The organism is Frigoribacterium sp. NBH87, assembly GCF_014217665.1.
Classification (GTDB): Bacteria; Actinomycetota; Actinomycetes; order Actinomycetales; family Microbacteriaceae; genus Frigoribacterium; species Frigoribacterium endophyticum.
On record NZ_CP043650.1, the window covers coordinates 748,337 to 773,542 of the forward strand.

Sequence of the window (25,206 nt, forward strand, 5' to 3'; positions counted from 1 at the left end):
CGCGTCAGCGGCGGGCGGGGTCAGTAGCGGATGGCGTCGATGACCTTGACGCGCACCGCGACGAGGGCCGGCAGGAGCCCGGCGACCGCGCCGATCACCGTCGCCGAGCCGAGGCCGATCAGGGCCGCCGTGATCGGGAAGGCCGGCAGGTCGTCGACCGCCCCCTGCGCGATGAACCCCTGCACGGTGCCGTTCTGCACGACCAGGACGGCCACCATCACGCCCACCACGCCGGCCACGACGGTGCCCGCGACGCTCTCCAGCATCACCGAGAAGAAGACCCGCGGGGCCGTCGCCCCGAACGACCTCCGCACCCCGATCTCGCGGATGCGCTGGCGGACCGTCACCAGGGCGATGTTGACGAGCCCGAGACCGCCGAGCAGCAGCACGAGCACCCCGACCCCGGTGATCGTCAGCTTGATCGGCAGGAAGGGATCGGTGTCGCCGGCGTACGCGGCGTAGTCCGTCCGGCTCACGTCCACCTGGACGTCGTCGCCGAGGGCGGCGGCCAGGTTGCCCTGCACCATCGCGCTGAGCTCGTCGCCCGACCCCGGCGGCAGCCACATCTCGTACTGCGGTGACTCCGGGTAGCCCCCCTGCGAGACCGGTACGAGGTCGAGCTCGTCGGAGGGGAGGAGGAAGATCGCGGGCCCCTCCCCCTCGTAGAGCGCGGCGGTCACGCCGACGACCACCCCCGTCGCCGAGTCGGCGCCGCGGAGCTGCAGGGTCGGGTGCGACGAGACGGGCGGACGGCCGAGCTGCTCCCACAGGGCCTCGTTCACGACGACCGCGGGCGCCATGCGACGCTCGTCGCCGTCGACGAACCACGACCCCTCGGCCAGGGCGACGCGGTGCATCTCGCCGTACTCGGGGTCGACGATCTGCGCCGACACGTCGGTGAGCCCGCCCGGCAGCTGCACGGAGCGCGTCGTGTAGAGGGCCTCCGACGCCCAGGTGACGTCGTACCGCGACATCGTCGAGCGGAACTCCCGGTCGACGAGGGCGGGGTCGAGCACCCCGGCGCCCGTCGTGTAGGCGGAGACCGTGTACGTGGCCGGTCGGCCCCCGGACTTCTCCGACGACTCCCGCGTCGACTGCTCGGCGAGGCTGCCGAGGCCGACCACGGCCGTCAGCGCCGCCACGGCGACCGCGACCCCGACGAGGCTGAGCAGCACGCGCAGCTTGTTGACCCGCAGCTCCGACCAGGCCTCGACGAACGCCCCCACGACGCTCGACAGCAGCCCGGTCACGCCGCGGGCTCCGCGGTCGCGGTCGCGGGCACGAGCGCCGACGGGCCGGCGAGCTCGCCGCCCAGCCGTGCCGCCGACAGCACGCCGGCGTCGAGCGCGTAGTGCCGGGCCGCGAGGCCCGCGACCGCGAGGTCGTGCGTGATGGTGACGAGGGCCGCGCCGGTGTCGGACGAGATGTCGTCGAGGAGGCGCATGACCGTCGCGCCCGTCTCGATGTCGAGCGCCCCCGTCGGCTCGTCGGCGAGGATGACGCGGGGGTCGCGCACCAGCGAGCGAGCAATGGCGACGCGCTGCTGCTCGCCCCCGGAGAGACGGTGCGGCATCGAGTCGACCCGGTCGCCGAGCCCGACCTTCTCGAGCATCTCCGCGGCGATCGACCGTCGCCGCCAGAACCGTCGGCCGCGCGCGTAGAGCAGCGGCGTCATGACGTTCTCGAGCGCCGTCCGCCCCTGGAGCAGGTTGAACTGCTGGAAGATGAAGCCGACCTGCTCGCCCCGCAGGCGGTCACGCGCCCCCGACCGGAGCCCGCTCACGTCGACGTCGTCGAACGAGTGCGTGCCCGTGGTCGGCGCGTCGATGAGGCCGAGGATGTTCAGCAGGGTCGACTTGCCCGAGCCGGAGCGGCCCACGATGCTCACGTGCTCCCCGGCGTCGACGACGAGGTCGACGCCGCGGAGGATGTCGAGGGCCGCCCCGTCGGCCAGGGGCACCGTCTTGGTCACGCCCTCGAGCCGGATCAGCGGCATCAGCAGAGGACCTCTCCGGTCATCGGGTCGACGCAGCCCTCCTGCGGGGCGACGGCGCCCGGCACGAACTCGAGCACCGTGTCGCCCTCGACGAGGCCGCCCGTCACCTCGACGGCCGTGCCGTCGTTGATGCCGAGCGTGATCTCGCGCTCCTCCTGCGTGCCGTCGGCGCCGACCACGGTCACGACGCCCTTGCCGGCCGCGCCCTCGACGGCGGTGAGCGGGACGGTCAGCACGTCGGTCGCCACGCCGGCGGGGATGGTCAACGTCGTCGCGAGCCCGGCGAACACCGTGACGTCGGCCGGCACGGCGCAGCTCACCGACTGACCGGAGGTGCCGGTCGCGGCGGGGTCGCCGCCGTCGCCCGACGTCGACGGCGCCGCGGCGCCGACGCCGCCCACGACGAGCGCCGTGCACGCGAACGGCGCCGGCCCTCCCGGGATCGACGCCGTGCCCTCCGTGGGGCGGCTGACGAGGCGGTACAGCTGGTCGGCGGCCAGCGAGCCCGTGACGTGGAAGGTGGGAGGCGCCACCTTCGCCACCGGGTCGCCCACGGCCACGATCTGGTCCTTGATCACGGGGAGCTCCGTGACGGTGCCGGCCACCGGGGCCGCCACCACGGCGGTCTTGACGACGGGGGCACGCTCGGTGACCGTCCCGTCCGCCGCGACGAGCGCCTCCTGCGGGGTCTCCGAGCGGAGCGTGGCGATCTTGTCGCCCGCCGCGACGACCTGGCCCTTCTCGACGACGACCGTCACGACGGTGCCGGCGAGGGTGGCCGGAGCGACGGACGCGGCGTCGGCCTCGACCGTGGCGTCGACGGTGACGTCGTTCGTGACGGTGCCGACCGCCACGGCGACCTGGGGCTCGACCGCCTCGCCGGTCGGGACGGCGACCGAGCCGGACGCGGCGTCCGGCGCGGCGAAGAACGCGAGCTTGACGAGGGCGACGGCGATCGCAGTGAAGATCAGGATGCGGAGGATCGGGAAGATCCAGGTCTTGGCCACGCGCACGGGCGACTCCCCCTTCGGAGCAACGGACGGAACGTGCTCACCCTAGGAGCGGGGGGACGACGGAGGCCTCCGTCGCCGGGATGACTTCCCGGCGGCGGAGGCCCCTCGTCCGTGGCGGCCCCGAGGCCCTACGCGCTGATGACGACCGGCACGATCATCGGGCGCCGACGGTGCTGCGTGTTGACCCAGCGACCGACCGTGCGGCGGACGACCTGGCTGAACTGGTGCGTGTCTCGCGTGCCGCCCTCGGCGGCCTCGGCCAGGGCCGCGATGATCTTCGGCAGCACCGCGTCGAACACCGAGTCGTCCTCCGCGAAGCCGCGCGACTGGATCTCGGGCCCGACGACGACACGGCCGGTCTGCGCGTCGAGGGCGACGAAGATCGAGATGAAGCCCTCCTCGCTGAGGATCCGCCGGTCTTTCAGGTCGGCGTCGGTGATCTCGCCGACGGTCGAGCCGTCGACGTAGACGTAGCCGAGGTCGAGCTGGCCGACGACGGTGGCCACGCCGTCCTTCAGGTCGACGACGACGCCGTCCTCGCCGAGCACGGTGTTCTGCTCGGGGACGCCGGTGCGGACCGCCAGGGCGGCGTTGGCGTACAGGTGCCGGTGCTCGCCGTGGACCGGCATGACGTTGCGGGGCCGGAGCACGTTGTAGCAGTACAGGAGCTCGCCGGCCGAGGCGTGGCCGGAGACGTGGACCTTCGCGTTGCCCTTGTGCACGACCTTGGCCCCGAGCTTCGTGAGCCCGTCGATCACCCGGTAGACGGCGTTCTCGTTGCCGGGGATCAGGCTCGAGGCGAGGATGACCGTGTCGTCGCGGCCGATCTCGATCTGGTGCTCCATGTTCGCCATGCGCGCCAGGACGGCCATGGGTTCGCCCTGCGAGCCCGTGCTCATGTAGACGATGCGGTCGTCGGGGAGGTCCTTCGCCTTCTTCGCGTCGATCAGCACGCCGTCGGGCACCCTCAGGTAGCCGAGGTCGGCGGCGATGCCCATGTTGCGGACCATCGAGCGCCCCATGAAGGCGACGCGGCGGCCGTTCGCGTGCGCGGCGTCGAGCACCTGCTGGACGCGGTGGACGTGGCTCGAGAAGCTCGCGACGACGACCCGGCGCGGCGCGCGGCGGATGACGTCGTCGAGGACGGGGCCGATGTCGCGCTCGAGCGCCGTGAACCCGGGGACGTCGGCGTTGGTCGAGTCGGGCAGGAAGAGGTCGACGCCCTCCTCGCCCAGCCGGGCGAACGCCCGGAGGTCGGTGACGCGGTCGTCGAGCGGCAGCTGGTCCATCTTGAAGTCGCCCGTGTGGAGCACGAGGCCCGCCGAGGTGCGGATGGCCACGGCGAGGGCGTCGGGGATGGAGTGGTTCACCGCGACGAACTCGAGCTCGAACGGCCCGAGGGTCTCGCGGCCGCCCTCGCGGACGGTCAGCGACCACGGCGTGATCCGGTGCTCCTTGAGCTTCGCCTCGATCAGCGCGAGGGTCAGCTGCGACCCGATCAGCGGGATGTCGGCGCGGAGGCGGAGCAGGTACGGCACGGCGCCGATGTGGTCCTCGTGGCCGTGCGTCAGCACGATGGCGAGGACGTCGTCGAGGCGGTCCCGCAGCGGCGAGAAGTCGGGCAGGATCAGGTCGACGCCGGGCTGGTGCTCCTCCGGGAAGAGCACGCCGCAGTCGACCACGAGCAGCTTGCCGTCGATCTCGTAGATCGTCATGTTGCGGCCGATCTCGCCGAGTCCGCCCACCGGCACGACGCGCAGCGTGCCGGGCTCGAGCGCGGGAGGGTCCTGGATCGTCGTGGTCATCGCGTGGTGCCGTGCACCTTGGGCAGGGCGCCGCCGGCCGCCGCGTTGCGGTCGGGGCGGAAGCGGCTGAGGTCGAGGCCGGGGATCTCGCCGACGTGCGACAGCTCGTCCTCGATCAGCGCGGCCTCGCTGTCCTCCGGGCCGACGAGCGGCAGGCGCACGCGCGGGCTGGAGATGCGGCCGAGGCCGTGCAGGATGTACTTGGCCGCGACCGTGCCGGGCACGTGCGTCATGACGGCGCGCACGAGCGGCTCGAGCATCTGGTGCGCCGCGGTGGCGGTGTGCAGGTCGCCCGCGTTCACGGCGTCCACGATCGTGCGGTACGGCGCGGCGGCGATGTTCGCCGTGACCCCGATCAGGCCGGAGGCGCCGATCGAGAGGTGCGGCAGGACGTTGGCGTCGTCGCCCGAGAAGTACAGGAGGTCGGTCTGGTTGATGACCCGGCTCACCTCGGCGAAGTCGCCCTTGGCGTCCTTCACGGCGACGATGTTCGGGTGCTTCGCGGCCCGCAGCAGCGTCTCGTACTTGATCGGGATGCCCGTGCGGCCGGGGATGTCGTAGAGGATCACCGGCAGGTCGGTCGCGTCGGCGATCATGCGGAAGTGCGTGAGGACGCCCGCCTGCGTGGGCTTGTTGTAGTACGGCGTGACGATCATCACGCCGTCGGCGCCCGCCGCCTCGCTCGCCTTGTAGAGCTGGATGGCGTGCGCGGTCTCGTTCGAGCCGCCGCCCGTGATGATCTTCGCTCGGCCGGCCGACACCGACTTGCCGACCTCGACGAGCCGGAGCTTCTCCGGGTCGGTCAGCGTGCTCGTCTCGCCGGTGGTGCCGGTGACGACGATGCCGTCGGCACCCGCGGTGATGCAGTCGTCGATGTGCTTCTCGGTCGCGGCCCAGTCGACCTCGCCGTCAGCGGTGAACGGGGTGACGAGAGCGACGAGGACCTGCCCGAAGGGGTTGCTGATGTCAGACACGTCGACCAGCGTACTGGCTCGCTCCGTCGGGGCGGGCGTGCAGGAGGCGCGACCGGCGTCGACGACGTCACCGCGCCTCCCCGGGGCGGCCGGCCCTACGGCGCGACGCGACCGTTCTTGCCGAACGCCGCGTAGGTGAGGGGCATCAGCTCGGCCCAGAGGTCCTCCATCTTCTCCGCGCACATCTCGATCTCCCGCTGCGGGAACGACGGGAAGTGCGTGCCCTCACGCTTGGTGCGCAGGCTGAGGAAGTTCATCAGCGAGCGGGCGTTCACCGTGACGTACATCGACGAGTAGATGTTGAGCGGCAGGACGATGCGGGCGACCTCGCGGGCGATGCCCTCGTCGAGCATGCGCTTGTAGGCGGCGTAGGCCTCCCGCGAGGTGCGCTCGGTCTCCGACCGCACGAGGGCCGACTGCTCGGGCGTGCCGGGCAGGAAGTCGTAGGCGCCCGGCTTGCCGACCTGCTGCAGGTTGCGCGTCTCGGCGGGCACGTAGAAGACCGGGTTGAGCTCGCGGTAGCGACCGCTCTCCTCGTTGTAGCTCGCCATGCGGTGCCGCATGAACTCGCGGAAGACGAAGATCGGCGCCTGGACGTAGAAGGTCATCGAGTTGTGCTCGAACGGCGAGCCGTGGCGGTCGCGCATCAGGTAGTTGATGAGGCCGGCGCCCTTGGTCGCCTGCTCGCCCTCGGCGGAGGCCTGCGCGCCCTCGAGGGTGAGCTCGCCCATCGTCGACACGCGCGCGGCGAACAGCACGTCGCTGTCGTGGGCGCTGGAGCGGACGAGCTCGACGGTCACGTCGGAGCGGAACTCGACGTCGTGCTCGACGGGGTGGTTCTCGGCGGACTGGATCACGGGGTCAACGGCAGCGGCATCAGACACGGCGACGACTCTACCTCCGCAGCCCCTCCCGCCGAGCGTCTCCCCGGGCGCCCTCCCGGCCGCCTCGCCCGTGCGCCTCGGGACGACCACCAGGAGGCGCGCCTACGCTCTCGGGGAGCACCTCCCTCCCCGCTCCCCCCGCACCGTGAAAGCCAGGGCCCCATGACCGACGCACCCCTCACCGTCCTCGTCTCCGGCGCCTCCGGCCTGGTCGGCACCGAGCTCACCCGGCAGCTGCGGGAGGCCGGCCACCGCGTCGTGGCGCTCGTCCGCGGCGAGGCCCGTGACGACGACCAGGTCACCTGGGTGCCCGCCGCCGGCATCGTCGACTACACCGTGCTCGACCGGGCCGACGCCGTCGTGAACCTGAGCGGCGCGAACCTCGGCCGCCTGCCCTGGACCCCGGGCTACAAGAAGGAGATCGTGGCGTCGCGCGTGTCGGCGACCCAGACCCTCGCGCGGGGCATGGCCCGGGCCGAGACGCCGCCGACGGTCTTCCTGAGCGGGTCGGCCGTCGGGATCTACGGCGACCGCCCCGGGGAGCGCCTGACCGAGGAGAGCCCCCGCGGCACCGGCTTCCTCAGCGACGTCGTCGCCGAGTGGGAGGCCGCGACCGCCGAGGCGCCCTCGGGCACGCGCGTCGCCCACCTGCGCACCGGCGTGGTCGTGGGCCCCGGTGGCGCCCTGAAGCCCCTCCTCCCCCTGACCCGCCTCGGACTCGGCTCGCGCCTCGGCACCGGCGACCAGTTCTGGCCCTGGATCAGCCTGCACGACGAGGCCGCCGCGATCGTGCACCTGCTCACCTCGACCCTCGAGGGGCCCGTGAACCTCGCCGGCCCGACGCCGGCCACGAGCGACGAGCTGACCCGCCGGCTGGCCGGTGACCTCGGGAAGCCCTACGCCCTCACCGTGCCCGAGTTCGTCATCTCCGGCGCGATGCAGGAGGCGGGGCGCGAGATGCTGCTGCCGAGCCAGCAGGTCGTGCCCGCCAAGCTCCTCGCCGACGGCTTCGCCTTCCGTCACCGCACCGTCGACGAGGCCGTCGACGCCCTGGTCTCGACCCTCTGAGGGGGAGGGCGGTCAGCGCGAGGAGGCCGCCGCCTCCCCGCGGAGCTTGATCGACCAGCGCAGGGCCTTCCGGGCCCGCCGTCGGTCGCCGCACGCGTCGTAGGCCAGCCCGAGCCGGAACCAGGAGCGCCAGTCGTCGGGCGACTCCGCCGCCTCCGCCGCCCACCGCGGGAAGGCCGCGTCGGCGGCCTCGCGGTCGTACCGGCCGGAGGCGCGGCGCGGCACGTCGTCGACGGGGAGCTCTCCCGAGGCGGTCAGTTCACGGACCATCTGCTGGGTCCGGGCGCCGAAGCGGAGCTCGACGACGAGCGCCCAGGCGCCGAGCAGCGGCAGCACCACGAGGGCGGCGCCGAGGACGACCGCGATCGGCTCGCCCGTCCGGAGGAAGAGGTACGCGCGCTGCGCGACGAGCACGACGTAGAGCAGCAGCAGCAGCGCCATGACGAGCGCGGCGACGCGGCCCTTCATCAGTCGAGGGGCAGCACGCGGTCGAGGCCGACCACGACGCCGCTGACGGTGGGAGCCGCCTCGATCGCGACCAGGAGGCCCTTCTCGTACGCGCTCTGCGACAGCGTGTCGTGGGTCAGCGTCAGGGTCTCGCCCGCGCCTCCCAGGATCACCGACTGCTGGGCGACCACGCCGCGCATCCGCAGGCTGTGCACCGGCACGCTGGCGACCTGCTGGCCGCGGGCGCGCTGGTCGGAGAACGGGGCGGCGACCGGGCCGAGGTCTCGCCGGGCCTCCGCGATGAGCTCGGCGGTGCGGACGGCCGTGCCGGAGGGCGAGTCGACCTTGCCGTCGTGGTGCGACTCGACGATCTCGATCGAGTCGTAGAACCGGGCCGCCATCGTCGCGAACCGCGTGGCCAGCACCGACCCCAGGCTGAAGTTCGGCACGACGAGGACGCCGGGGCCCGCGACGTCGGCGACGATCGTCGACAGCTTCGCGATGCGCTCGGCGCTCCAGCCCGAGGTGCCGACGAGCACGGGGAGGCCGGCCCGCACGACGTGCTCGACGATGCCGGGGCTCACGGCGGGGTGCGTCACGTCGACCACGAGGTCGGCGCCGAGGACGCCGTCGAGGTCGTCGCGCGACGACAGGCCGGCGTGCAGCTCGAGGCCGTCGGTGCGCTCGACGAGGTCGACGATGAACGAGCCGAGCGTGCCCGTGGCCCCGACCACGGCGATGCGGGAAGTCATGGGGACCAACCTACCGGCCGGGGCTCCCGGGGCGACCTAGCATGGTGCCCATGAGCAGGTTCCGCCCCGTCGACGTCACGGCGCCCGTCGCCGCCGAGCTGCTGACCGCCTACTTCGCCGAGCGGGCCCGCACCTTCCCCGGCGGGCCGGCGGCCTACGTGACCACGCTCCCCGACCCGGCCGCGTTCACGCCGCCCGCCGGCGTCTTCGTCGTCGCGGAGGAGGAGGCCGGCGCGGCGCCGGGCCCCGACGAGTCGGCGTCGCTCGGCTGCGGCGGCGTCCGCGCCGTGGCTCCGGGGCCCGGCGGCGAGGTGCGATTCGAGGTCAAGCACCTCTTCGTCTCCCCCGCCGGGCGGGGCCGGGGGCTCGGTCGGGCGCTCCTCGACGAGCTGGAGCGCCGGGCGCGCGACCTCGGTGCGGACGAGCTCGTGCTCGACACGAACGACAGCCTCGCGGCCGCCGGCAGCCTCTACCGCTCGTCGGGCTACGAGCGGATCGAGCCCTACAACGCCAACCCGAACGCGACGGCCTGGTACCGGAAGGCACTGGGCCGCACGGCTCCCCTGAGCTAGATCGGCTGCTCCACCGGGAGGCCGGTGCGGAGCTCGACCGGCAGGTGCCCGAGGTCGTTGTGGGTGACGAGCTCCGGCGGCTTCGCCGAGCGGACGCGGATGATCGTCAGGCCGGCGTTGGCCTGGTTGACGCCCATCCAGCGCCAGTCCGGAGCCCCGAAGACCTCGCGGACGAACCACCCGATCACGAAGTTGTGCGTGATGAGGAGGTCGTGGCGGTCCTCGCGGGCCGGGGTCAGCCACTCGGAGACGGCGTCGGCCATCTGCGCCTGCCCCGCCTCGACCTCCTCGTCGGTCACCCCGCCGAAGAACGGCTTGTAGGCCGCGGGCATGTCGGGCGTCGGGCCGGACGGCACGCAGTCGAAGAGCAGCGTCGAGGGCTGCGACTCGAGGGCCGGCAGCCGCTCGGTCATGATGCGGGCGGTCTCGGCGGCCCGCTCGAGCGGGGAGTGCCACGCGGCGTCGAACGGGACGCCGCCGAGGCGCTCGGCGATGAGCCGCGCCTGGCGCTTGCCCCGCTCGGAGAGCGGGCCGTCGGGCAGCCCGTGCTCGGCGTCCTGCTGTTCGCCGTGCCGGACGAGGTAGAGGTAGTGGGACACCGTCGTCTCCTGGTTCATGGGGTGGTGGCTGCCGGGCCGGGCACGTCGGGCGCGCTCGGCACGCCGAGGCCGGCGGCGTCGAGGTCGCCGACGACGACAGTCGAGAGGGCTCCGCCGCGCAGGGCCCCGGCGAGCTCGCGGACGTCGTCGGTGGTGACGCGGGCGATGCGGTCGAGCGAGGCGTCGAGGTCGACGAACTCGCCGAGCGAGAGCTCTGCCCGGCCGAGCCGGTTCATGCGCGTGTCGCTGTCCTCCAGCGCGAGGGCGGCGGCGCCGCCCAGCTGGCCGAGCGCACGGCGGTGCTCGTCGTCGGTGATGCCGTCGTCGGCGAGGCGGTCGAGCTCGTCGAGCATCAGGCGCGACACCCGACCGGCGTTCGACGGCGTGCAGCCGGCGTAGAGGCCGAACACGCCGGCGTCGGAGTAGCTCGACGCGAACGAGTAGACCGAGTACGCGAGGCCGCGACGCTCACGGACCTCCTGGAAGAGGCGCGACGACATGCCCCCGCCCAGCACGGAGTTGAGGACGGCCAGCGAGGAGCGACGCTCGTCGGCCGCGGAGATGCCGGGCAGGCCGAGCAGGACGGTGGCCTGCTCGAGCGGGCGCCGCACGATCGTGACGGGCTCGGCCGGCGTGGGCACGACCGCGGCCGTCGACCGCCGGGCGACGGGCGACGCGGCCTCCGTCGACCAGTCGGACCGGTCGAGGGCGGCCGTGAGGCGCTCGACGAGGTGGTCGTGCTCGACGGCGCCGGCGACGGTGACGACGAGGTCGCGGGGCCGGTAGTTCTCGAGCCAGTGGCGGTGCACGTCGTCGCGCGACGCGGCGCGGATGCTCTCGGGGGTGCCGCCGATGGGGCGGCCCAGGGGGTGGTCGCCGAAGACCGACTCGAAGAGGCGCTCGCCCGCGACGTCGGCCGGGTCGTCGTCGGCCATCGCCAGCTCCTCGAGGATGACCCCGCGCTCGGTCTCGAACTCGACGGGGTCGAGCGACGCCGACGTCAGCATGTCGGCCAGCACGTCGACGGCGTCGTCGAGGTCGACGTCGCGCACGCGGGCGTAGTAGCAGGTGTACTCCTTGGCGGTCGCGGCGTTGTGCTCGCCGCCGACCGACTCGAAGGCCACCGCGATGTCGAGGGCGGACCTCGTCGTCGTGCCCTTGAAGAGCAGGTGCTCGAGGAAGTGGGTCGAGCCCCGCTCGCCCTCCTGCTCGTCGCGCGAGCCCACCGCGACCCAGAAGCCCACCGTGGCGCTGCGCGCGCCCGGCATGCGCTCGCTGAGGATGCGCACCCCCGTCGGCAGGACGCTGCGGCGGACGAGGGCGTCGCCCGTCGCGACGAAGGAGAGCTCGACCGCGTCGAGGGGCAGGGAGACAGGACCGGTCATCAGAGCGAGCCTACGGGATGCCCTCCGGCGCCGTCACCCGAACTGGGGGACGTGGGTGTGGACAAACAGACGAGTCCGTCTGTCCTCATCGGTGCTACAGTGATCTCACCGACGGCGACACCACCCCCCTGATCAGTCGTCGTCGGCGGCTGTGGACGTCCTGGAGGTCCCGAGCACGCGTTCCCCCGACGCGGCTCGAGCCACCGAGTCCCAAGGAGCCACGCTGTGACGGTCGATTCCCCCCAACCGGCCGTCCAGCGTCTCCCTGGGCGTCCCCGCGCCGACCAGACCACGCCCGGCGCCCGCGCCCGCGTGCTGACGACGGCCGACCGCCTCTTCTCCGACGAGGGGATCCGCGTCGTGGGCGTCGATCGCCTCATCGCCGAGTCGAGCGTCACCAAGGCCACGTTCTACAAGCACTTCGGCGCGAAGGACACCCTCGTGCTCGAGTACCTCGCCGGCCGCCACGACCGCGACGTCGAGGCCCTGGCAGCCCTCGTCGAGGAGCACCCCGACGGCGTCGAGCGCATCCGGGCCCTGCTGGAGTCGGTGGTCGCGCAGCTGCAGGCCCCCGGCTACCGGGGCTCCCCCTGGGCCAACGCCGCGTCCGAGTTCAGCGACCCGACCCACGCCGTCCGCGCCAGCATCGCCGAGCACCGCGAGTGGCAGACGGACGCCCTCGTCGACCTCTTCAAGGACGCCGCGCACCCGATGCCCGGCGACGCGGCGGACGACCTCCTGCTCGCCTGGGACGGCGCACAGATCGGCGCCTACGCCGGCGACGCCATCGCGGCCGCCGCCTCCCTGCGCCGCACCGTCGAGCGCCTCCTCAGCGCCTGACCCCTGCCTCCCGGCTGTCGGCCTGTCGGCCTGCCGGCCTGCCGGCCCGGAGCCTCAGGCCGAGGCCCGGTCGAGCTCCAGCACCTGCGTGCGCGTGAGCCGGACCTGAGCCGCCTGGGCGAGCTCGGCAACCTGATCCACGCTCGTGGCGCTCGCCACGGGCGCCACCACGTTCGGCTTGGCGAGCAGCCACGCCAGGGAGATCGCGGCCGGCGACACGTCGTGCACCGCTGCGACCCGGTCGAGCTCGGCGAGGACCCGCAGGCCCTTCTTCGTCAGGTGACGCGACACGTCCTTGCCGCGGCGGGTGCGCGAGACGTCGGCCCGCGTGCGGTACTTGCCGGTCAGGAAGCCGCTCGCCAGCGCGAAGCGCGGCATGACGGCCAACCCGAGCTGGGCGGCGACCTTCGAGAGGCCGCCCTCGTACTCCGTGCGGTTCATGAGGTTGTACTGGTTCTGCAGCGCCACCATCGGGGCCACCCCGAGCATGCCCGCGGCGATGCGCGCCTCGTACAGACGGTTGCCCGAGTGGTGGGCACCCCCGAACCACCGGACCTTGCCGGCCCGGATGAGGTGGTCGACGGCGAGCAGCGTGCGCTCGAACGCCACCTCGGTGTCGTCGACGTGCAGGTAGAGGAGGTCGACGTGGTCGGTGCCGAGCCGTTCGAGCGACGCCTCGACGGCCCGCTCGACCGCCCGCGGGGTGAGCCCGGGGTGGTCTGCGCTCTTACCGATCTTCGTCGACAGCACGACGTCGTCGCGGGAGCGGCGGCGCTTCATCCACGAGCCGATCATGATCTCGCTCCGCCCGCCCGCGTACGAGTCGGCCGTGTCGACGAAGTTGCCGCCCAGGTCGTAGTACGCGTCGAGCACGGCCTCGGTCTCGGTCTGGTCGGCCGTCCAGCCGAAGACGTTGCCGCCGATCGCCATCGGGAAGACGCGCAGGTCGGACGTGCCGAGGCGACGTCGCGGCTGGATGACGCCGAGGTCGACGGGGACGGTCGCGTCCGTGACGGACGAGCGCCGCGGCGGGTGGGCGGGGGCGGCGCGGGGAGCCTCGGCACCGGTGGCGCGCGCCGTGGTCTCGCTCACTCGCGTCACCCCTCCGAGGCTGGTCTGGCGGCTCTCGTCGGGCACCGACGACAGGACCCCGCCGACCGTGGCGACCATCGGTCACGGCGAGCTGGATCGGGCCCTCACGTCGAGACTACGGGCCCGAGCGGTGCTCGGCACGCCGCCGCACCCGATCGTTACGAGAACATCCCTCAGATTCTCGGAGGGCGCCTCCTCGGGGCCTCAGGAGGCACGGCAGCACCGTCCGTCACACCTCCTGGGGGCCGTCCCGACGCCCTCGGAGACGACGAAGCCCGCCCCCGACCGAGGTCGGGGGCGGGCCGTGTCTGACGGTCAGCGACTAGCCGAGGTCGACCGACGCGTCGTCGCTCTCGCCGGCGGCGCCGCTCGAGTCGGTGTCGGCCTCGTCGGCCACGACCGGGGCGAGCGACAGCTTGCCGCGGTCGTCGATCTTCGTGATCTCGACGAGGATCTTCTGGCCGACCCCGAGCACGTCCTCGACGTTCTCGACGCGCTTGCCGCCGGCCAGCTTGCGGACCTCGCTGATGTGCAGCAGGCCGTCCTTGCCGGGGAGGAGCGAGACGAAGGCGCCGAACGACGCGATCTTGACGACCGTGCCGAGGAACTGCTCGCCCACCTCGGGGTTGGTCGGGTTCGCGATGGCGTTGACCTGGGCGCGAGCGGCCTCGGCCGAGGGGCCGTCGACGGCGCCGATGTAGACGGTGCCGTCCTCCTCGATGGAGATGTCGGCGCCGGTCTCGTCCTGGATCGCGTTGATCGTCTTGCCCTTCGGGCCGATCAGCTCGCCGATCTTGTCCTGCGGGATCTGGACCGAGATCACGCGGGGCGCGGTCGGGGCCATCTCGTCGGGCGCGTCGATGGCCGAGGTGAGCACGCTGAGGATGGCGGTGCGCGCCTCCTTGGCCTGCTTCAGCGCGGCGTCCAGCACGGCGGTCGGCAGACCGTCGAGCTTCGTGTCGAGCTGGATGGCCGTGACGAACTCGCTCGTGCCGGCGACCTTGAAGTCCATGTCGCCGAGGGCGTCCTCCGCACCGAGGATGTCGGTGAGGGCCGCGTAGCGGGTCTGGCCGTCGACCTCGTCGGAGACGAGGCCCATGGCGATGCCCGCGACGGGCGCGCGCAGCGGCACGCCGGCGTTGAGGAGCGACAGGGTCGAGGCGCAGACGGAGCCCATCGATGTCGAGCCGTTGGAGCCGAGGGCCTCGGACACCTGACGGATCGCGTAGGGGAACTCCTCGCGGCTGGGCAGCACCGGCACGAGGGCGCGCTCGGCGAGGAAGCCGTGCCCGATCTCGCGACGCTTCGGCGACCCGACGCGGCCGGTCTCACCGGTCGAGTAGGGCGGGAAGTTGTAGTGGTGCAGGTAGCGCTTCTTCGTGACCGGGCTCAGCGAGTCGATCTGCTGCTCCATCTTGAGCATGTTCAGCGTGGTGACGCCCAGGATCTGGGTCTCGCCGCGCTGGAAGATGGCGGAGCCGTGCACGCGCGGGATGACCTGGACCTCGGCGTCGAGCGGACGGATGTCGGCCAGGCCGCGGCCGTCCATGCGGACCTGCTCGGTGAGGATGCGGTCGCGGACGACCTTCTTGGTGGCCGTCTTGTAGGCGGCGGAGACCTGGCCGAGGGCGGACTCGGGCAGCGCGCCCGACTCGACCTTCGCCGCGACGGCGTCCTTGACCTTGCCCTTGAGCACGTCGTCGGCGTCCTGGCGCTCGATCTTGCCGGCGATCTTGTAGACCTCGGACAGCTCGGAGCCGGCGGCCTCGGTGACCGCGGCGAGGACCTCGTCGGTGTAGGGCAGGAAGACCGGGTAGTCGGCGATCTCCTTGAAGGCCTGCGCGGCCATCGCGGACTGCGCGTCGACCAGCTGCTTCAGGAAGGGCTTGGCGGCCTCGAGGCCCTGGGCCACGACGGCCTCGTCGGGCTTGGTGGCGCCGCCCTGGATGAGGCCCCAGGCGTGCTCGGTGGCCTCGGCCTCGACCATCATGATCGCGACGTCCTCGTTGCCGGCGGCGTCGGTGACGACACGGCCCGCGACGGTCAGGTCGAAGACGGCCTCGGCCAGCTGCGACGCCTTGGGGAAGGCCACCCACTGGTCGCCGATGAGGGCGAGGCGGACACCGGCGATCGGGCCGGAGAAGGGCAGGCCCGAGATCTGGGTGGAGGCGCTGGCCGCGTTGATGGCCAGGGCGTCGTAGAACTCGTCGGGCGCGATGCTCAGGACGGTGATGACGACCTGGACCTCGTTGCGCAGGCCCTCGACGAAGGAGGGGCGCAGGGGCCGGTCGATGAGACGGCAGACGAGGATGGCCTCGGTGGAGGGGCGGCCCTCGCGACGGAAGAACGAGCCGGGGATCTTGCCCGCGGCGTACGAGCGCTCCTCGACGTCGATGGTGAGGGGGAAGAAGTCGAAGTTGTCCTTCGGCTTCTTGCTGGCGCTCGTGGCGGACAGCAGCATGGTGTCGTCGTCGAGGTAGGCGGCGACGGCTCCCTGGGCCTGCTGGGCGAGACGACCGGTCTCGAATCGGATGGTGCGCTTGCCGAACTTGCCGTTGTCGAGGACGGCTTCGCCGAACTTGATCTCTGGACCCTCCATGTGGGGGCTACTCCTCTTTGTTTTGCATCGACGCCCCGTGTGGGCATCGATGTGCATCCGGAGCGGGCGGGGCGGCGGGCACGAAGGACGTGCACGGACGACGGCGCGGTGCGCCGGTCGCTCGTCTGGCCAACAGTGGGAACGGTCGGAGCCCCCTGCCCGACCGACGCTGACGAGCGCCGGGACCGGGGCGGGATCCGCCTGTCACCACCGGTGACCAGCAGCCGAGACCGGCCTGCTCCGTGCGCGATCCTAGCACCGGGGCCTCCGCGGGCCGGGAGGCGGGCGGGCTCCGCGGCTAAGGTCGACGCGTGACCCCGACCGCTCCCTCCCGCCGACCCGGCCGCGCCGCCCGCCGGGCGAGCCTCGTGGTCGCGACCACCGCCTCCCTCGCCCTCGTGCTGTCGACCCTGGCCGGGGCGGGCCCCGCGTCGGCGGCCGACGCCCCCAGCTGGGCCGACGTCGAGGCCGCACGGGGCGACGCCGCGGCGACCCAGGCGCAGGTCGTCGCCGTCACGGCGGCGCTCGACGGACTCGAGCGCACCGCCGCCGCACGGGGGGACGCCGCGGTGGCGGCGACCGCGACCAGCGCGGAGGCCGCCGCCGAGGAGGCCGCCGCCGGCACCCGGGCCGACCGCCTGCAGGCCGACGCCGACGCGGCGGTGGCCGCCGAGCAGGCGGCCCACGAGCAGGCGGGACAGCTCGCCGCGCGGCTCTCGCGGGTCGGCGGCCCCCAGGCGCCGTCGACGGAGCTGCTCGTCGCCACCGACCCGGACCAGGTGCTGTACCAGCTGGGGGCGCTCACCCAGCTGGGCGACCGGTGGCGCGGGGTCCTCGCCGAGGCGACGACGACGAGCGGCACGGTCGCCTCGCTGACCGCGCAGGCCCAGGTCGCGCGGGCCGAGGAGTCGCGGCTCGCCGACGAGGCCGCCGACCGGGCCGCCGACGCGACGGCCGCGCAGGCCGCCGCCGACGCGGAGGTCGCGTCGGCCACGACGCAGTCCGACCAGCTGTACGCCCAGCTCGCGACGCTCAACGACACCTCGGCCGAGGTCGAGCGGCAGTACCGGCAGGGCGAGGCGGAGAAGGCCGCGATCGCGGAGCAGGCGCGGGCGGCGGCGGCTGCCGCGGCTGCGGCGACAGCCGCCGCCGCCCGGGCGACCGCACCGGCGGCGGGCTCCGGCTCGGCGTCGCCCGGGTCACGCCCGGCGCCGGCTCCGGCTCCTGCTCCTGCCCCCGCACCGGCCCCTGCGCCCGCCCCCGCCCCCGGGGGCTCGACCGCTCCCCCGTCCGGCGCCGTGAACGACCCAGCCGGCGCGAAGGCCTACGCCGCGAGCCAGGTCGGTACCGGTGCCGAGTACTCCTGCCTCGTCCAGCTCTGGAACAAGGAGTCGGGGTGGCGGACCACCGCGACGAACCCGTCGGGAGGCGCGTACGGCATCCCGCAGGCCCTGCCGGGTTCGAAGATGGCCAGCGCCGGCCTCGACTGGCGGACCAACTACCGCACCCAGGTCGACTGGGGCCTCAGCTACATCCACGGCCGGTACGGCACGATGTGCGCGGCCTGGGCGCACTCCGTCGCGAACAACTGGTACTGACGGGCGCCTCGGCGGCCCCGGAACGAGAACGGCCCCCCTCCTGCGAGCAGGAGGGGGGCCGTCGTCGAGACGTGCGGTCGACTAGCGACGGAGACCGAGGCGACCGATCAGCGTGCGGTAGCGCTCGATGTCGACCTTGGACAGGTAGCCCAGGAGGCGACGGCGCTGGCCGACGAGGAGGAGGAGGCCACGACGCGAGTGGTGGTCGTGCTTGTGCTCCTTGAGGTGCTCGGTCAGGTCGAGGATGCGCTGCGTCATCACGGCGACCTGGACCTCGGGGGATCCGGTGTCGCCGGGGTGCGTCGCGTACTCTTCGATGATCGCAGTCTTGACTTCGGGTGCAAGGGCCATGTCTGGGATCCCCTTCCTCTTCGTTGCGCGGCGCCCGTCACAGGATGTGCAGGCTCTCTTGATCCGCGGCCGTTCTGACGGCAACCTGAGGAGCTTACCAGGCCGGGCTCTGCCGCGGCGACCGGCTGCGGCGACGCGACCGGCGACTCCTCGGCAGGACGAGGCCGACGACGGCCGCGCCGATCGCGGCTCCGAGGGTGTTCATCACGAGGTCCTGCGGGTCGGCGAAGCGCGTCGCCGACAGCACCGTCGCCTGGTACGACTCGATGGCCACGGTCGCGACGAGGCCGACCACGACGCCGACCCACCACGCCCGCTTCGGCAGCAGCAACGCCGGGAACATGCCCATCGGCACGAACATCGCGACGTTCGCGGCCGCCTCGACCCGGGCGAAGGTGATCCAGTCGGTCTCCTCGTGCCGGGCGGCGAGGTCGAGCACCCGCCAGAGCAGCTCGGAGGTGCCGTCGCCGTAGACGGTGGGTCGGAGGGTCATCCAGGCGACCCCGGCGAGGTACGCGAGGGTGGCGAGGAGGAGGACGGCGCGGCGCATCCCTCCATGGTGGGGCACGCCCGGCCGAGACAGCTGCCAGGCGGCCGAGGTTCATCCCTCGGACGGAGCCCGGGAGGCGCCTCCTAGGCTGGCCGGATGACCACCGCACCCGAGACCGTCGCCGACCTCTGGGCCCGGGTCGCCGAGCGCGCCGCGCCCCTGCCGCCGGAGTGGACGGCCGCGGCGGTCGCCGCCGGGGCGCTGCTCGTGCTCGTCCCGACGACCTGGCGCCTCGTGCGCCACGCGGTCACCGTCGTGCACGAGGGCGGGCACGGCCTGGCCGCGGTGCTCAGCGGGCGACGCCTCTCGGGCATCCGCCTGCACGGCGACACCTCGGGCCTCACGGTGTCGAGCGGGCCGCCGACCGGCCTCGGGATGGTCGTCACGCTGCTGGCTGGCTACCCGGCGCCCGCGCTCGCCGCGCTCGGGGCCTCGTGGCTGCTCGCCGCGGGGTTCGCGGCGGGGCTGCTCTGGGCGCTGGTGCTGCTTCTGGCTCTGGTGCTCGTGCAGATCCGCAACTGGTTCGGGCTCTGGGTCGTGCTGGTCGGGGCCGCCGTCGTCGGCGGCGTGACGTGGCTCGCCCCCGTGGTGTGGCAGCAGTCGTTCGGCCTTGCGCTCGTCAGCGTGCTCGGCCTCGGAGCCGTCCGTGCCTCGCTCGAGCTGCAGTCCAGCCGCCGCCGCAGCGCCCGCCGCGGCGGGTCGACGCAGTCGGACGCCGACCAGCTCGCCCGCCTGACGCACGTGCCGGGAGTGCTGTGGGTCGGCGTCTTCGTCGCGGTGACGGCGGCCTGCGTCATGGGCTGCGGCCTGCTGCTCTTCCCCGGCTGGCCCGCGCCGTAGGGCCCCGACCTAGGCCGGTGCGCTCGAGAGGGCGTGGACGGGCAGGCGGGAGGCGAGGCGGTCGCGGCCGGGCAGGCCGTCGAGCTCGAGCAGCACGGCGATGCCGACGACCTCGTAGCCCGCGCGCTCGAGGAGGGTGACGGTCGCCTCGGCGGTGCCGCCGGTGGCGAGCACGTCGTCGACGACGAGCACCCGCGTGCCCGCGGGCAGCTGGCTCGGGCGCAGCTCGAGGGTCGCCTCGCCGTACTCGAGCGCGTAGCTCTCGCTGAGCACCTCGCCGGGGAGCTTGCCGGCCTTGCGGACGGTGAGCACGCCGACGCCCTGCTCGATCGCGATGCCGCCGGCCAGCGCGAAGCCCCGGGCCTCGATGCCGGCCACGGCCTGGAAGGCGCCGTCGAAGGGCTCGCTCAGCGCGGCCGTCACCGTCGCGAAGGCGTCCGCGTCGGAGAACAGCGGGGTCACGTCGCGGAAGAGGATGCCCGGCACGGGGAAGTCGGGGACGACGGCGATCATGCGGTCGACCAGGGCGGAGGCGTCGGAGGCGGTCATCCGGTCAACGCTACCGGGGCGGGGCGGCCCCGTGCGCCGGGTCGCCGAGCGAGCGTGGGGCCGGCCGGTCGGAGGCGCGGCGCAGGCCTTCGGGAGGCGCGGTGCGGGCCCTCGGAGCGCCTCCCGTGACGATCGTGTGAACTGTCGGGCCGATGTCGGGGGCCGGTGCGAGAGTGCAGCCATGACCCGCTTCATCGTGCCGCCCTACCTGCTCGACCACCTCGCCCGGGCCGACTCGCCGCGCCTGTCACGGGCCCCCGAGGCCGCCCGCCAGGGCCTGCGGCAGATGGAGGAGGTGCGGGCGCTCCGCGCGGCGGTGCCTCCGGCCCGTCAGGGCGCCGTGGCCGTCGACGGCCCGCTCGAGCGCACGATCTCGGACGCCGGGGGCACCGAAGAGCTGCCCGGCCGCGTGGTGCGCCGCGAGGGCGAGCCGCCGACGGACGACGTCGCCGTCACCGAGGCCTACGACGCCCTCGGGGCCACGCACGCGCTCTTCCTCGAGGCGTACGGCCGGTCGTCGATCGACGGCTCGGGCCTGCCGCTCGACGCGACCGTGCACTACGGGCTCGACTACGACAACGCCTTCTGGGACGGCCGGCGGATGGTCTTCGGCGACGGCGACGGCGAGGTGTTCCGCCGCTTCACGGCGTCGGTGAGCGTCGTGGGCCACGAGCTCGCGCACGGGGTGACGCAGTACACGACGGCGCTCGAGTACCAGGGGCAGTCCGGGGCGCTCAACGAGTCGATCAGCGACGTCTTCGGCGCGCTCGTCGAGCAGCACCTGCTCGGGCAGACGGCCGACGAGGCCAGCTGGCTGATCGGTGAGGGCCTCTTCACCGACGAGGTGCAGGGGCGGGCGCTGCGCTCGATGGCCGCGCCGGGAACGGCCTACGACGACGACGTGCTCGGGAAGGACCCGCAGCCGGCCCACATGGACGACTACGTCGAGACGACGGAGGACGCCGGGGGCGTGCACCTCAACTCGGGGATCCCCAACAAGGCCTTCCACCTCGTGGCCACGGCCCTCGGCGGCCCCGCGTGGGAGCGCGCCGGGCAGGTCTGGTACGACGCGATCACGAGCGGCGACGTGTCGCCGACCTCGACGTTCGCCGAGTTCGCCGCCGTGACGGTCGCCGCCGCGGAGGCGCGGTGGGGCGCCGGGTCGAGCGAGGCCCGCGCGACGACCGAGGGGTGGCGCGGGGTCGGGGTGCTGCCCGCGGCCTGAGGCGGGGCGGCGGGTACGCTCCCGGCGCCCGGCGGGCGCCCTGCCGTCGCCCTCCCCTCGCCCTGCTGGCCCCGGGGCACCCGGGGTAGCATCGCGGCCATGATCGTCACCGTGCAGCGCACCGGCGGCTTCGCGGGCCTCACGCGGTCGTGGCAGGTCGACGTCGAGGCCGAGCCCGACACCGAGTCGTGGCTCGTGCTCATCGACGGCCTCCCCTGGTCGTCGACGCCGTCGACCGCCGACGGCGCGCAGCCCGACCGCTTCGTCTGGGTGATCGTCGTCGAGGCCCAGCCCGTGCGCGAGGCGACGCTGCCCGAGCAGCAGCTCACCGGACCGTGGCGCGAGCTCGTCGACCGGGTGCGCACGGTCGGGTCGGCCGTCGCACCTCACGCCGACGCGACCTCCGGCACGGGCGCCGGGGAACGATGAGCCCTTCCCGGCGGGCCCTCCTCCCCCTCGTCGCCAGCGCGCTCGTCGTCGTCGGCGGCGGGGTCGGCGTCGCGGTGGCCCAGTCGTCGAACCCCGCCCGCGTCGTCGGGGCCGAGACCGCCCCGCCGTGGCCGGTGCCCGACGTCGACGACCGGCCCGGGCGGGCTGAGCTCGCCGGCCTCGAGAACGTCTGGGGCCAGGACCTCGCCATGCACGTGCACAGCCACCTGTCGATCACCGTCGACGGCGAGCCGGTGACCGTGCCCGGCGACATCGGCCACGACTCGGGGACGAAGTTCGCGGCGCCGATCCACACGCACGACACGTCGGGGATCGTCCACGTCGAGTCGCCCCGCCGTGAGTCGTTCGTGCTCGGCCAGCTCTTCACGGAGTGGGGCGTGCACCTCGACCAGTCCGGCGTGGGCGACGTCGGGGGCGACGACGGGCGGTCGCTCACCGTGTTCGTCGGCGGGAGCCGCTACGGCGGCGACCCCGCGGGCATCCGGCTCAGCGACTTCGAGGACGTGGCGCTGGTGCTCGCGCCGGCGGGCGAGGCCGTCACCGCGCCTCCCGGGTTCACCTGGCCCGCCGACTACAACTGAGCCGGCCCCCTGCCCGACCCGACACGACGCCGACGGGGGCGACGGGGGCTGGTGCCGGGAGCCGCGACGCGGCACCCTGGGGGCCATGGACCAGAAGGAGACGCTGCAGCGCTACCTCTCTCGCCAGCGGGGCGACCTGCTCGGCAAGCTGGAGGGCCTCGGCGAGCACGACGCCCGTCGACCGCTCGTGCCGAGCGGGACCAACCTGCTCGGCCTCGTCAAGCACACGGCCCTCGTGCAGCTCGGCTACCTCGGCGACGTCTTCGGCCGGCCGTCGCCGCTCTCGCCCGCGTGGTCCGACGACGAGGTCGACCCCGACGCCGACCTGTGGGCGACCGCCGACGAGAGCCGCGCCTCGATCGTCGACCTGGCCCGGCACTCCGCCGAGCACGCCGACGCGACGGTGCGCGAGCTCGACCTCGACTCCCCCGGCCTCGTGCCGTGGTGGTCGGCGGGTCGACAGGAGGTCACGCTGCACACGGTGCTCGTGCACCTCTGCGTCGAGACCGCCCGGCACACGGGGCACGCCGACCTCGCCCGTGAGCTCGTCGACGGTCGCCTCGGCTCCGGGCCGGGCGACCCGAACGTGCCCGACCGAGACGCGACGGGCTGGCGCGCCCACCACGACCGGGTCGCCGAGGCCGCCCACCGGGCGGCCGGGCTCACGCAGCCCCCGCGCTAGCCGACGACGGTGAGGCGCTGCGTCGGGCGGGTCATCGCGACGTAGAGGCTGGCGGCGCCGCGGGCCGACGAGGCCCGCACGCCCTCGGGGTCGACGATCACGACGGCGTCGAACTCGAGGCCCTTCGACGTCGCGGGGCTGAGCACCGAGATCGGCTTGGTCAGCGACGCTGTGCCGGGGGCGACCTGCCCCGGGAACAGCTCGACGAGCCGGTCGACGAGCGGGCCCACCAGGCCCTGCGGGGCGATGACGGCCAGCGTCCCGGAGTCGTCGACGGCCCGGTCGGCGGCGACCGCCTCGACGCCGGCGGCGACGAGGGCGTCACGACCCGCGACTCCCCCTGCTCCTCCGGCCCCGACGGCGACCTCGCGCACGGGCCACTCGCTCGACCGGACGGAACGGCTGGGCGTGATGCGCAGCCCCGCCTCGATCGCCAGCCGCTCGGCGTGGTCGACGATCTGGCTCGGCGTGCGGTAGTTGACGGTCAGCTCCTCCCGGCGCCAGGGCGCCGAGGTGCCGGCGACCGACGAGCCCCGACGGCGACCGAGCAGGCTCTGCAGCGCGACGTCCCACGAGGAGGCCGCGGCGGGGCTCGACGCCTGGGCGATGTCGCCCACGACGGTGAACGAGCGCAGCGGGCAGCGTCGCGAGAGCAGGCGCCACTGCATCGGCGAGAGCTCCTGCGCCTCGTCGACGACGACGTGGCCGAAGGCCCAGGTGCGGTCGCCGGCGGCGCGCTCGGCGGTGGTCATCGACGCGGCGCGCTCGGCGAAGCCGCCCGCGATCTGCTCGGCCGAGACCATGCCCTCCACGCCCATGTTCTCGATGGCGCGCTCGGCGTTCTCGATGTCGCGCTTGCGCTGCTGCTTGCGGGCCAGCCTCTCGGGGTCGACGCCGGCCTGGAACTCGCCCAGCAGCTCGGCGGCCTCGTCGAGCAGCGGCACGTCGGAGATCGTGAACTCGGAGCCGCGGGGCCGCTGCAGCAGGGCACGCTGCCGCGGGCTCCAGCGCTGGGTGATCGTCGCGAGCCACCGCGGGCGCGCGTACAGGTCTTCGATCAGCTTCTCGGCCGACAGGGGCAGCCACGCGGTGTTCAGCAGCACCTTGACGTCGTGGGTCTGGCGGATGTCCTCGCGCAGCACGGCCTCGTCGGACTCGTCGACGGTCGTGCCGTGGTCGCGCATCTGCGCCACGAGCTGGCGGGTCAGAGCCGAGAGAGCCGCCTTGTTGAAGGTCACGCGGCCGACGTTGTGCTGCTTGCCGCGCTCCTGCGCCTTGCGCATCGCCTCGGCGACGAGCTCGGGCTGCACGACGAGCCGCTCGCCGTTGACGTCGATCGTCGTCGGCTGCGTCGGTCGCACCTGCCGCGACCGCACCGCCCGGCGGATCAGGTCGGCCATCTCGGCCGAGCCCTTGAGGGCCGCGACCTCTGGCGCGTCGTCGGTCTGCGCCTCGACGCCCGGGTAGAGCCCGCCGAGGCTCGAGAGCACGACGCCGGTCTCGCCGAGCGACGGCAGCACCTGCTCGATGTAGCGGAGGAACGACCGCGACGGGCCGACGACGAGCACGCCCGACCCGCGCAGGCGGTCGCGGTGCGAGTACAGCAGGTACGCGGCGCGGTGGAGGGCCACCGCCGTCTTGCCGGTGCCGGGCCCGCCCTGGACGACGAGCACGCCGTCGAGGGGCGAGCGGATGATGACGTCCTGCTCGGCCTGGATGGTCGCGACGATGTCGGTCATGCGGCCGGTGCGCTGCGCGGTGAGCGCCGCCATCAGGGCGCCCTCGCCCTGCAGCTGGACGTCGTCGCGGTCGAGCAGCTCGGGGTCGAAGACCTCGTCCTCCAGGCGCGTGACGCGACGGCCGTCGAGGGTCAGGTGCCGACGAGCCCGGGCGCCCATCGGCGTCGCCGCCGTGGCCTGGTAGAACGCGCTGGCGCCGGGCACGCGCCAGTCGAGCAGGATCGGGTGGTGCTGCTCGTCACGGAGGCCGATGCGGCCGATGTAGCGGTAGCGGCCGCCCGTGCCGGGCATCGCCACGGCGTCGCCCTGGCCCAGCTCGTCCGGCTGCTCGAGCTCGAGGCGGCCGAAGGCGAGGCGCTCGTCGACGGCGCCGAGCTGCGCGATGGTGTCTTCGTAGAGACGTGCGTAGGCGTCGCGCTCGCTGCGGCTCTGGTGGTTGCCGCCCACGGACTCGGCCCGGACGCGCTCGAGGCGCACGCGGGCGTCCTCCTTGAGCTCGTCGAGACGGGCGTAGAGCGTGCCCACGTAGGAGCGTTCGCGGTCGAGCTCGGATGATGTCACTGGCGGTCGCACCCCTCGGGAAAGTCGGCGCATCAGTCTACCGTCCACGCGACT

General features: G+C 73.7%; 25 protein-coding genes. 9 read left to right on the top strand and 16 right to left on the bottom strand.

Annotated features, from left to right (window positions below):
* Window positions 1-20: 20 nt before the first annotated feature.
* The 6 genes from F1C15_RS03470 to thyX all read right to left on the bottom strand — a co-directional run bounded on the left by F1C15_RS03470 (window position 21) and on the right by thyX (window position 6,642).
* Window positions 21-1,250 carry an ABC transporter permease gene (locus F1C15_RS03470; protein WP_185232964.1) on the bottom strand — a complete coding sequence of 410 codons (1,230 nt, stop codon included), beginning with the start codon at window positions 1,248-1,250 and terminating at the stop codon, window positions 21-23.
* Window positions 1,247-1,996 carry an ABC transporter ATP-binding protein gene (locus F1C15_RS03475; RefSeq protein WP_185232966.1) on the bottom strand — a complete coding sequence of 250 codons (750 nt, stop codon included), beginning with the start codon at window positions 1,994-1,996 and terminating at the stop codon, window positions 1,247-1,249. Before F1C15_RS03475 ends, F1C15_RS03470 begins: the two co-directional genes overlap by 4 nt.
* The gene (locus tag F1C15_RS03480) at window positions 1,996-3,009 is read right to left on the bottom strand and encodes an efflux RND transporter periplasmic adaptor subunit (protein WP_056056229.1); all 1,014 of its coding nucleotides are present in this window, start codon (window positions 3,007-3,009) and stop codon (window positions 1,996-1,998) included. Before F1C15_RS03480 ends, F1C15_RS03475 begins: the two co-directional genes overlap by 1 nt.
* A gap of 128 nt (window positions 3,010-3,137) precedes the next feature.
* Window positions 3,138-4,814, bottom strand: a complete 1,677-nt coding sequence (locus tag F1C15_RS03485) for a ribonuclease J (RefSeq protein ID WP_185232968.1) — start codon at window positions 4,812-4,814, stop codon at window positions 3,138-3,140.
* The gene (dapA, locus tag F1C15_RS03490) at window positions 4,811-5,788 is read right to left on the bottom strand and encodes a 4-hydroxy-tetrahydrodipicolinate synthase (protein ID WP_056056233.1); all 978 of its coding nucleotides are present in this window, start codon (window positions 5,786-5,788) and stop codon (window positions 4,811-4,813) included. The genes F1C15_RS03485 and dapA overlap by 4 nt, the downstream gene beginning before the upstream one ends.
* 95 nt (window positions 5,789-5,883) lie before the next feature.
* Window positions 5,884-6,642 carry an FAD-dependent thymidylate synthase gene (gene thyX, locus F1C15_RS03495; RefSeq protein ID WP_056058756.1) on the bottom strand — a complete coding sequence of 253 codons (759 nt, stop codon included), beginning with the start codon at window positions 6,640-6,642 and terminating at the stop codon, window positions 5,884-5,886.
* A 192-nt stretch (window positions 6,643-6,834) separates the two neighbouring features.
* Here thyX and F1C15_RS03500 point away from each other — a divergent pair, with 192 nt between their 5' ends.
* Window positions 6,835-7,740, top strand: coding sequence for a TIGR01777 family oxidoreductase (locus tag F1C15_RS03500; protein ID WP_185232970.1), 906 nt, complete (start codon window positions 6,835-6,837; stop codon window positions 7,738-7,740).
* A 12-nt stretch (window positions 7,741-7,752) separates the two neighbouring features.
* On the opposite strand, the gene F1C15_RS03505 is transcribed toward F1C15_RS03500, so the two are convergent.
* Together F1C15_RS03505 and dapB are read right to left on the bottom strand one after the other, a co-directional pair.
* Entirely contained in the window at window positions 7,753-8,208 is a 456-nt protein-coding gene (locus tag F1C15_RS03505) for a hypothetical protein (RefSeq protein ID WP_056056238.1), read from the bottom strand.
* A complete protein-coding gene (gene dapB, locus F1C15_RS03510; RefSeq protein WP_185232972.1) occupies window positions 8,208-8,939 on the bottom strand; it encodes a 4-hydroxy-tetrahydrodipicolinate reductase in 732 nt (243 codons plus the stop codon). The genes F1C15_RS03505 and dapB overlap by 1 nt, the downstream gene beginning before the upstream one ends.
* A gap of 50 nt (window positions 8,940-8,989) precedes the next feature.
* On the opposite strand from dapB, the gene F1C15_RS03515 reads away from it, so the two are divergent.
* Window positions 8,990-9,511 carry a GNAT family N-acetyltransferase gene (locus tag F1C15_RS03515; protein ID WP_185232974.1) on the top strand — a complete coding sequence of 174 codons (522 nt, stop codon included), beginning with the start codon at window positions 8,990-8,992 and terminating at the stop codon, window positions 9,509-9,511.
* Here F1C15_RS03515 and F1C15_RS03520 read toward each other — a convergent pair.
* Together F1C15_RS03520 and F1C15_RS03525 are read right to left on the bottom strand one after the other, a co-directional pair.
* On the bottom strand, window positions 9,508-10,110 hold the full coding sequence (locus tag F1C15_RS03520; protein ID WP_056058759.1) for a histidine phosphatase family protein: 603 nt from the start codon (window positions 10,108-10,110) through the stop codon (window positions 9,508-9,510). The two genes, F1C15_RS03515 and F1C15_RS03520, sit on opposite strands and share 4 nt — an antisense overlap.
* A 14-nt stretch (window positions 10,111-10,124) precedes the next feature.
* On the bottom strand, window positions 10,125-11,495 hold the full coding sequence (locus F1C15_RS03525) for a pitrilysin family protein (RefSeq protein WP_185232976.1): 1,371 nt from the start codon (window positions 11,493-11,495) through the stop codon (window positions 10,125-10,127).
* A 225-nt stretch (window positions 11,496-11,720) separates the two neighbouring features.
* Between F1C15_RS03525 and F1C15_RS03530 the strand changes: the two genes are divergently transcribed.
* Window positions 11,721-12,335 (top strand): TetR/AcrR family transcriptional regulator, encoded by a 615-nt coding sequence (locus F1C15_RS03530; RefSeq protein WP_185232978.1) that lies wholly within the window; start codon window positions 11,721-11,723, stop codon window positions 12,333-12,335.
* 54 nt (window positions 12,336-12,389) lie between these two features.
* Here F1C15_RS03530 and F1C15_RS03535 read toward each other — a convergent pair whose 3' ends face one another.
* Both F1C15_RS03535 and F1C15_RS03540 read right to left on the bottom strand, forming a co-directional pair.
* Window positions 12,390-13,427 carry an aldo/keto reductase gene (locus tag F1C15_RS03535; protein ID WP_255465472.1) on the bottom strand — a complete coding sequence of 346 codons (1,038 nt, stop codon included), beginning with the start codon at window positions 13,425-13,427 and terminating at the stop codon, window positions 12,390-12,392.
* 322 nt (window positions 13,428-13,749) lie between these two features.
* Window positions 13,750-16,026 (bottom strand): polyribonucleotide nucleotidyltransferase, encoded by a 2,277-nt coding sequence (locus tag F1C15_RS03540; protein WP_056056250.1) that lies wholly within the window; start codon window positions 16,024-16,026, stop codon window positions 13,750-13,752.
* A 311-nt stretch (window positions 16,027-16,337) separates the two neighbouring features.
* Here F1C15_RS03540 and F1C15_RS03545 point away from each other — a divergent pair, with 311 nt between their 5' ends.
* Window positions 16,338-17,624 (top strand): lytic transglycosylase domain-containing protein, encoded by a 1,287-nt coding sequence (locus tag F1C15_RS03545; protein ID WP_255465473.1) that lies wholly within the window; start codon window positions 16,338-16,340, stop codon window positions 17,622-17,624.
* Window positions 17,625-17,705: 81 nt separating this feature from the next.
* On the opposite strand, the gene rpsO is transcribed toward F1C15_RS03545, so the two are convergent.
* Window positions 17,706-17,975 carry a 30S ribosomal protein S15 gene (gene rpsO, locus F1C15_RS03550; protein ID WP_056056254.1) on the bottom strand — a complete coding sequence of 90 codons (270 nt, stop codon included), beginning with the start codon at window positions 17,973-17,975 and terminating at the stop codon, window positions 17,706-17,708.
* A 94-nt stretch (window positions 17,976-18,069) separates the two neighbouring features.
* On the bottom strand, window positions 18,070-18,525 hold the full coding sequence (locus F1C15_RS03555) for a VanZ family protein (RefSeq protein WP_185232983.1): 456 nt from the start codon (window positions 18,523-18,525) through the stop codon (window positions 18,070-18,072).
* Between the two features lie 96 nt (window positions 18,526-18,621).
* Here F1C15_RS03555 and F1C15_RS03560 point away from each other — a divergent pair, with 96 nt between their 5' ends.
* Window positions 18,622-19,365: a M50 family metallopeptidase gene (locus F1C15_RS03560; protein WP_185232985.1), complete on the top strand. Its 744-nt coding sequence runs from the start codon at window positions 18,622-18,624 to the stop codon at window positions 19,363-19,365.
* Window positions 19,366-19,374: 9 nt separating this feature from the next.
* Here the strand turns inward: F1C15_RS03560 and F1C15_RS03565 are convergent, their stop codons facing one another.
* Complete coding sequence (locus tag F1C15_RS03565) at window positions 19,375-19,914, bottom strand: adenine phosphoribosyltransferase (protein ID WP_056056260.1); 540 nt, start codon at window positions 19,912-19,914, stop codon at window positions 19,375-19,377.
* A 181-nt stretch (window positions 19,915-20,095) separates the two neighbouring features.
* Here F1C15_RS03565 and F1C15_RS03570 point away from each other — a divergent pair, with 181 nt between their 5' ends.
* From F1C15_RS03570 to F1C15_RS03585, 4 genes are all read left to right on the top strand, one after another.
* Window positions 20,096-21,139, top strand: a complete 1,044-nt coding sequence (locus tag F1C15_RS03570) for a M4 family metallopeptidase (protein ID WP_185232987.1) — start codon at window positions 20,096-20,098, stop codon at window positions 21,137-21,139.
* Window positions 21,140-21,238: 99 nt separating this feature from the next.
* Window positions 21,239-21,568, top strand: a complete 330-nt coding sequence (locus tag F1C15_RS03575; RefSeq protein WP_185232989.1) for a protealysin inhibitor emfourin — start codon at window positions 21,239-21,241, stop codon at window positions 21,566-21,568.
* The gene (locus F1C15_RS03580) at window positions 21,565-22,170 is read left to right on the top strand and encodes a hypothetical protein (protein WP_185232991.1); all 606 of its coding nucleotides are present in this window, start codon (window positions 21,565-21,567) and stop codon (window positions 22,168-22,170) included. Before F1C15_RS03575 ends, F1C15_RS03580 begins: the two co-directional genes overlap by 4 nt.
* 85 nt (window positions 22,171-22,255) lie before the next feature.
* Window positions 22,256-22,852, top strand: a complete 597-nt coding sequence (locus F1C15_RS03585; RefSeq protein ID WP_185232993.1) for a DinB family protein — start codon at window positions 22,256-22,258, stop codon at window positions 22,850-22,852.
* Here the strand turns inward: F1C15_RS03585 and F1C15_RS03590 are convergent.
* On the bottom strand, window positions 22,849-25,185 hold the full coding sequence (locus F1C15_RS03590; protein ID WP_185232995.1) for a UvrD-helicase domain-containing protein: 2,337 nt from the start codon (window positions 25,183-25,185) through the stop codon (window positions 22,849-22,851). The genes F1C15_RS03585 and F1C15_RS03590 overlap by 4 nt on opposite strands.
* Window positions 25,186-25,206: the final 21 nt, after the last annotated feature.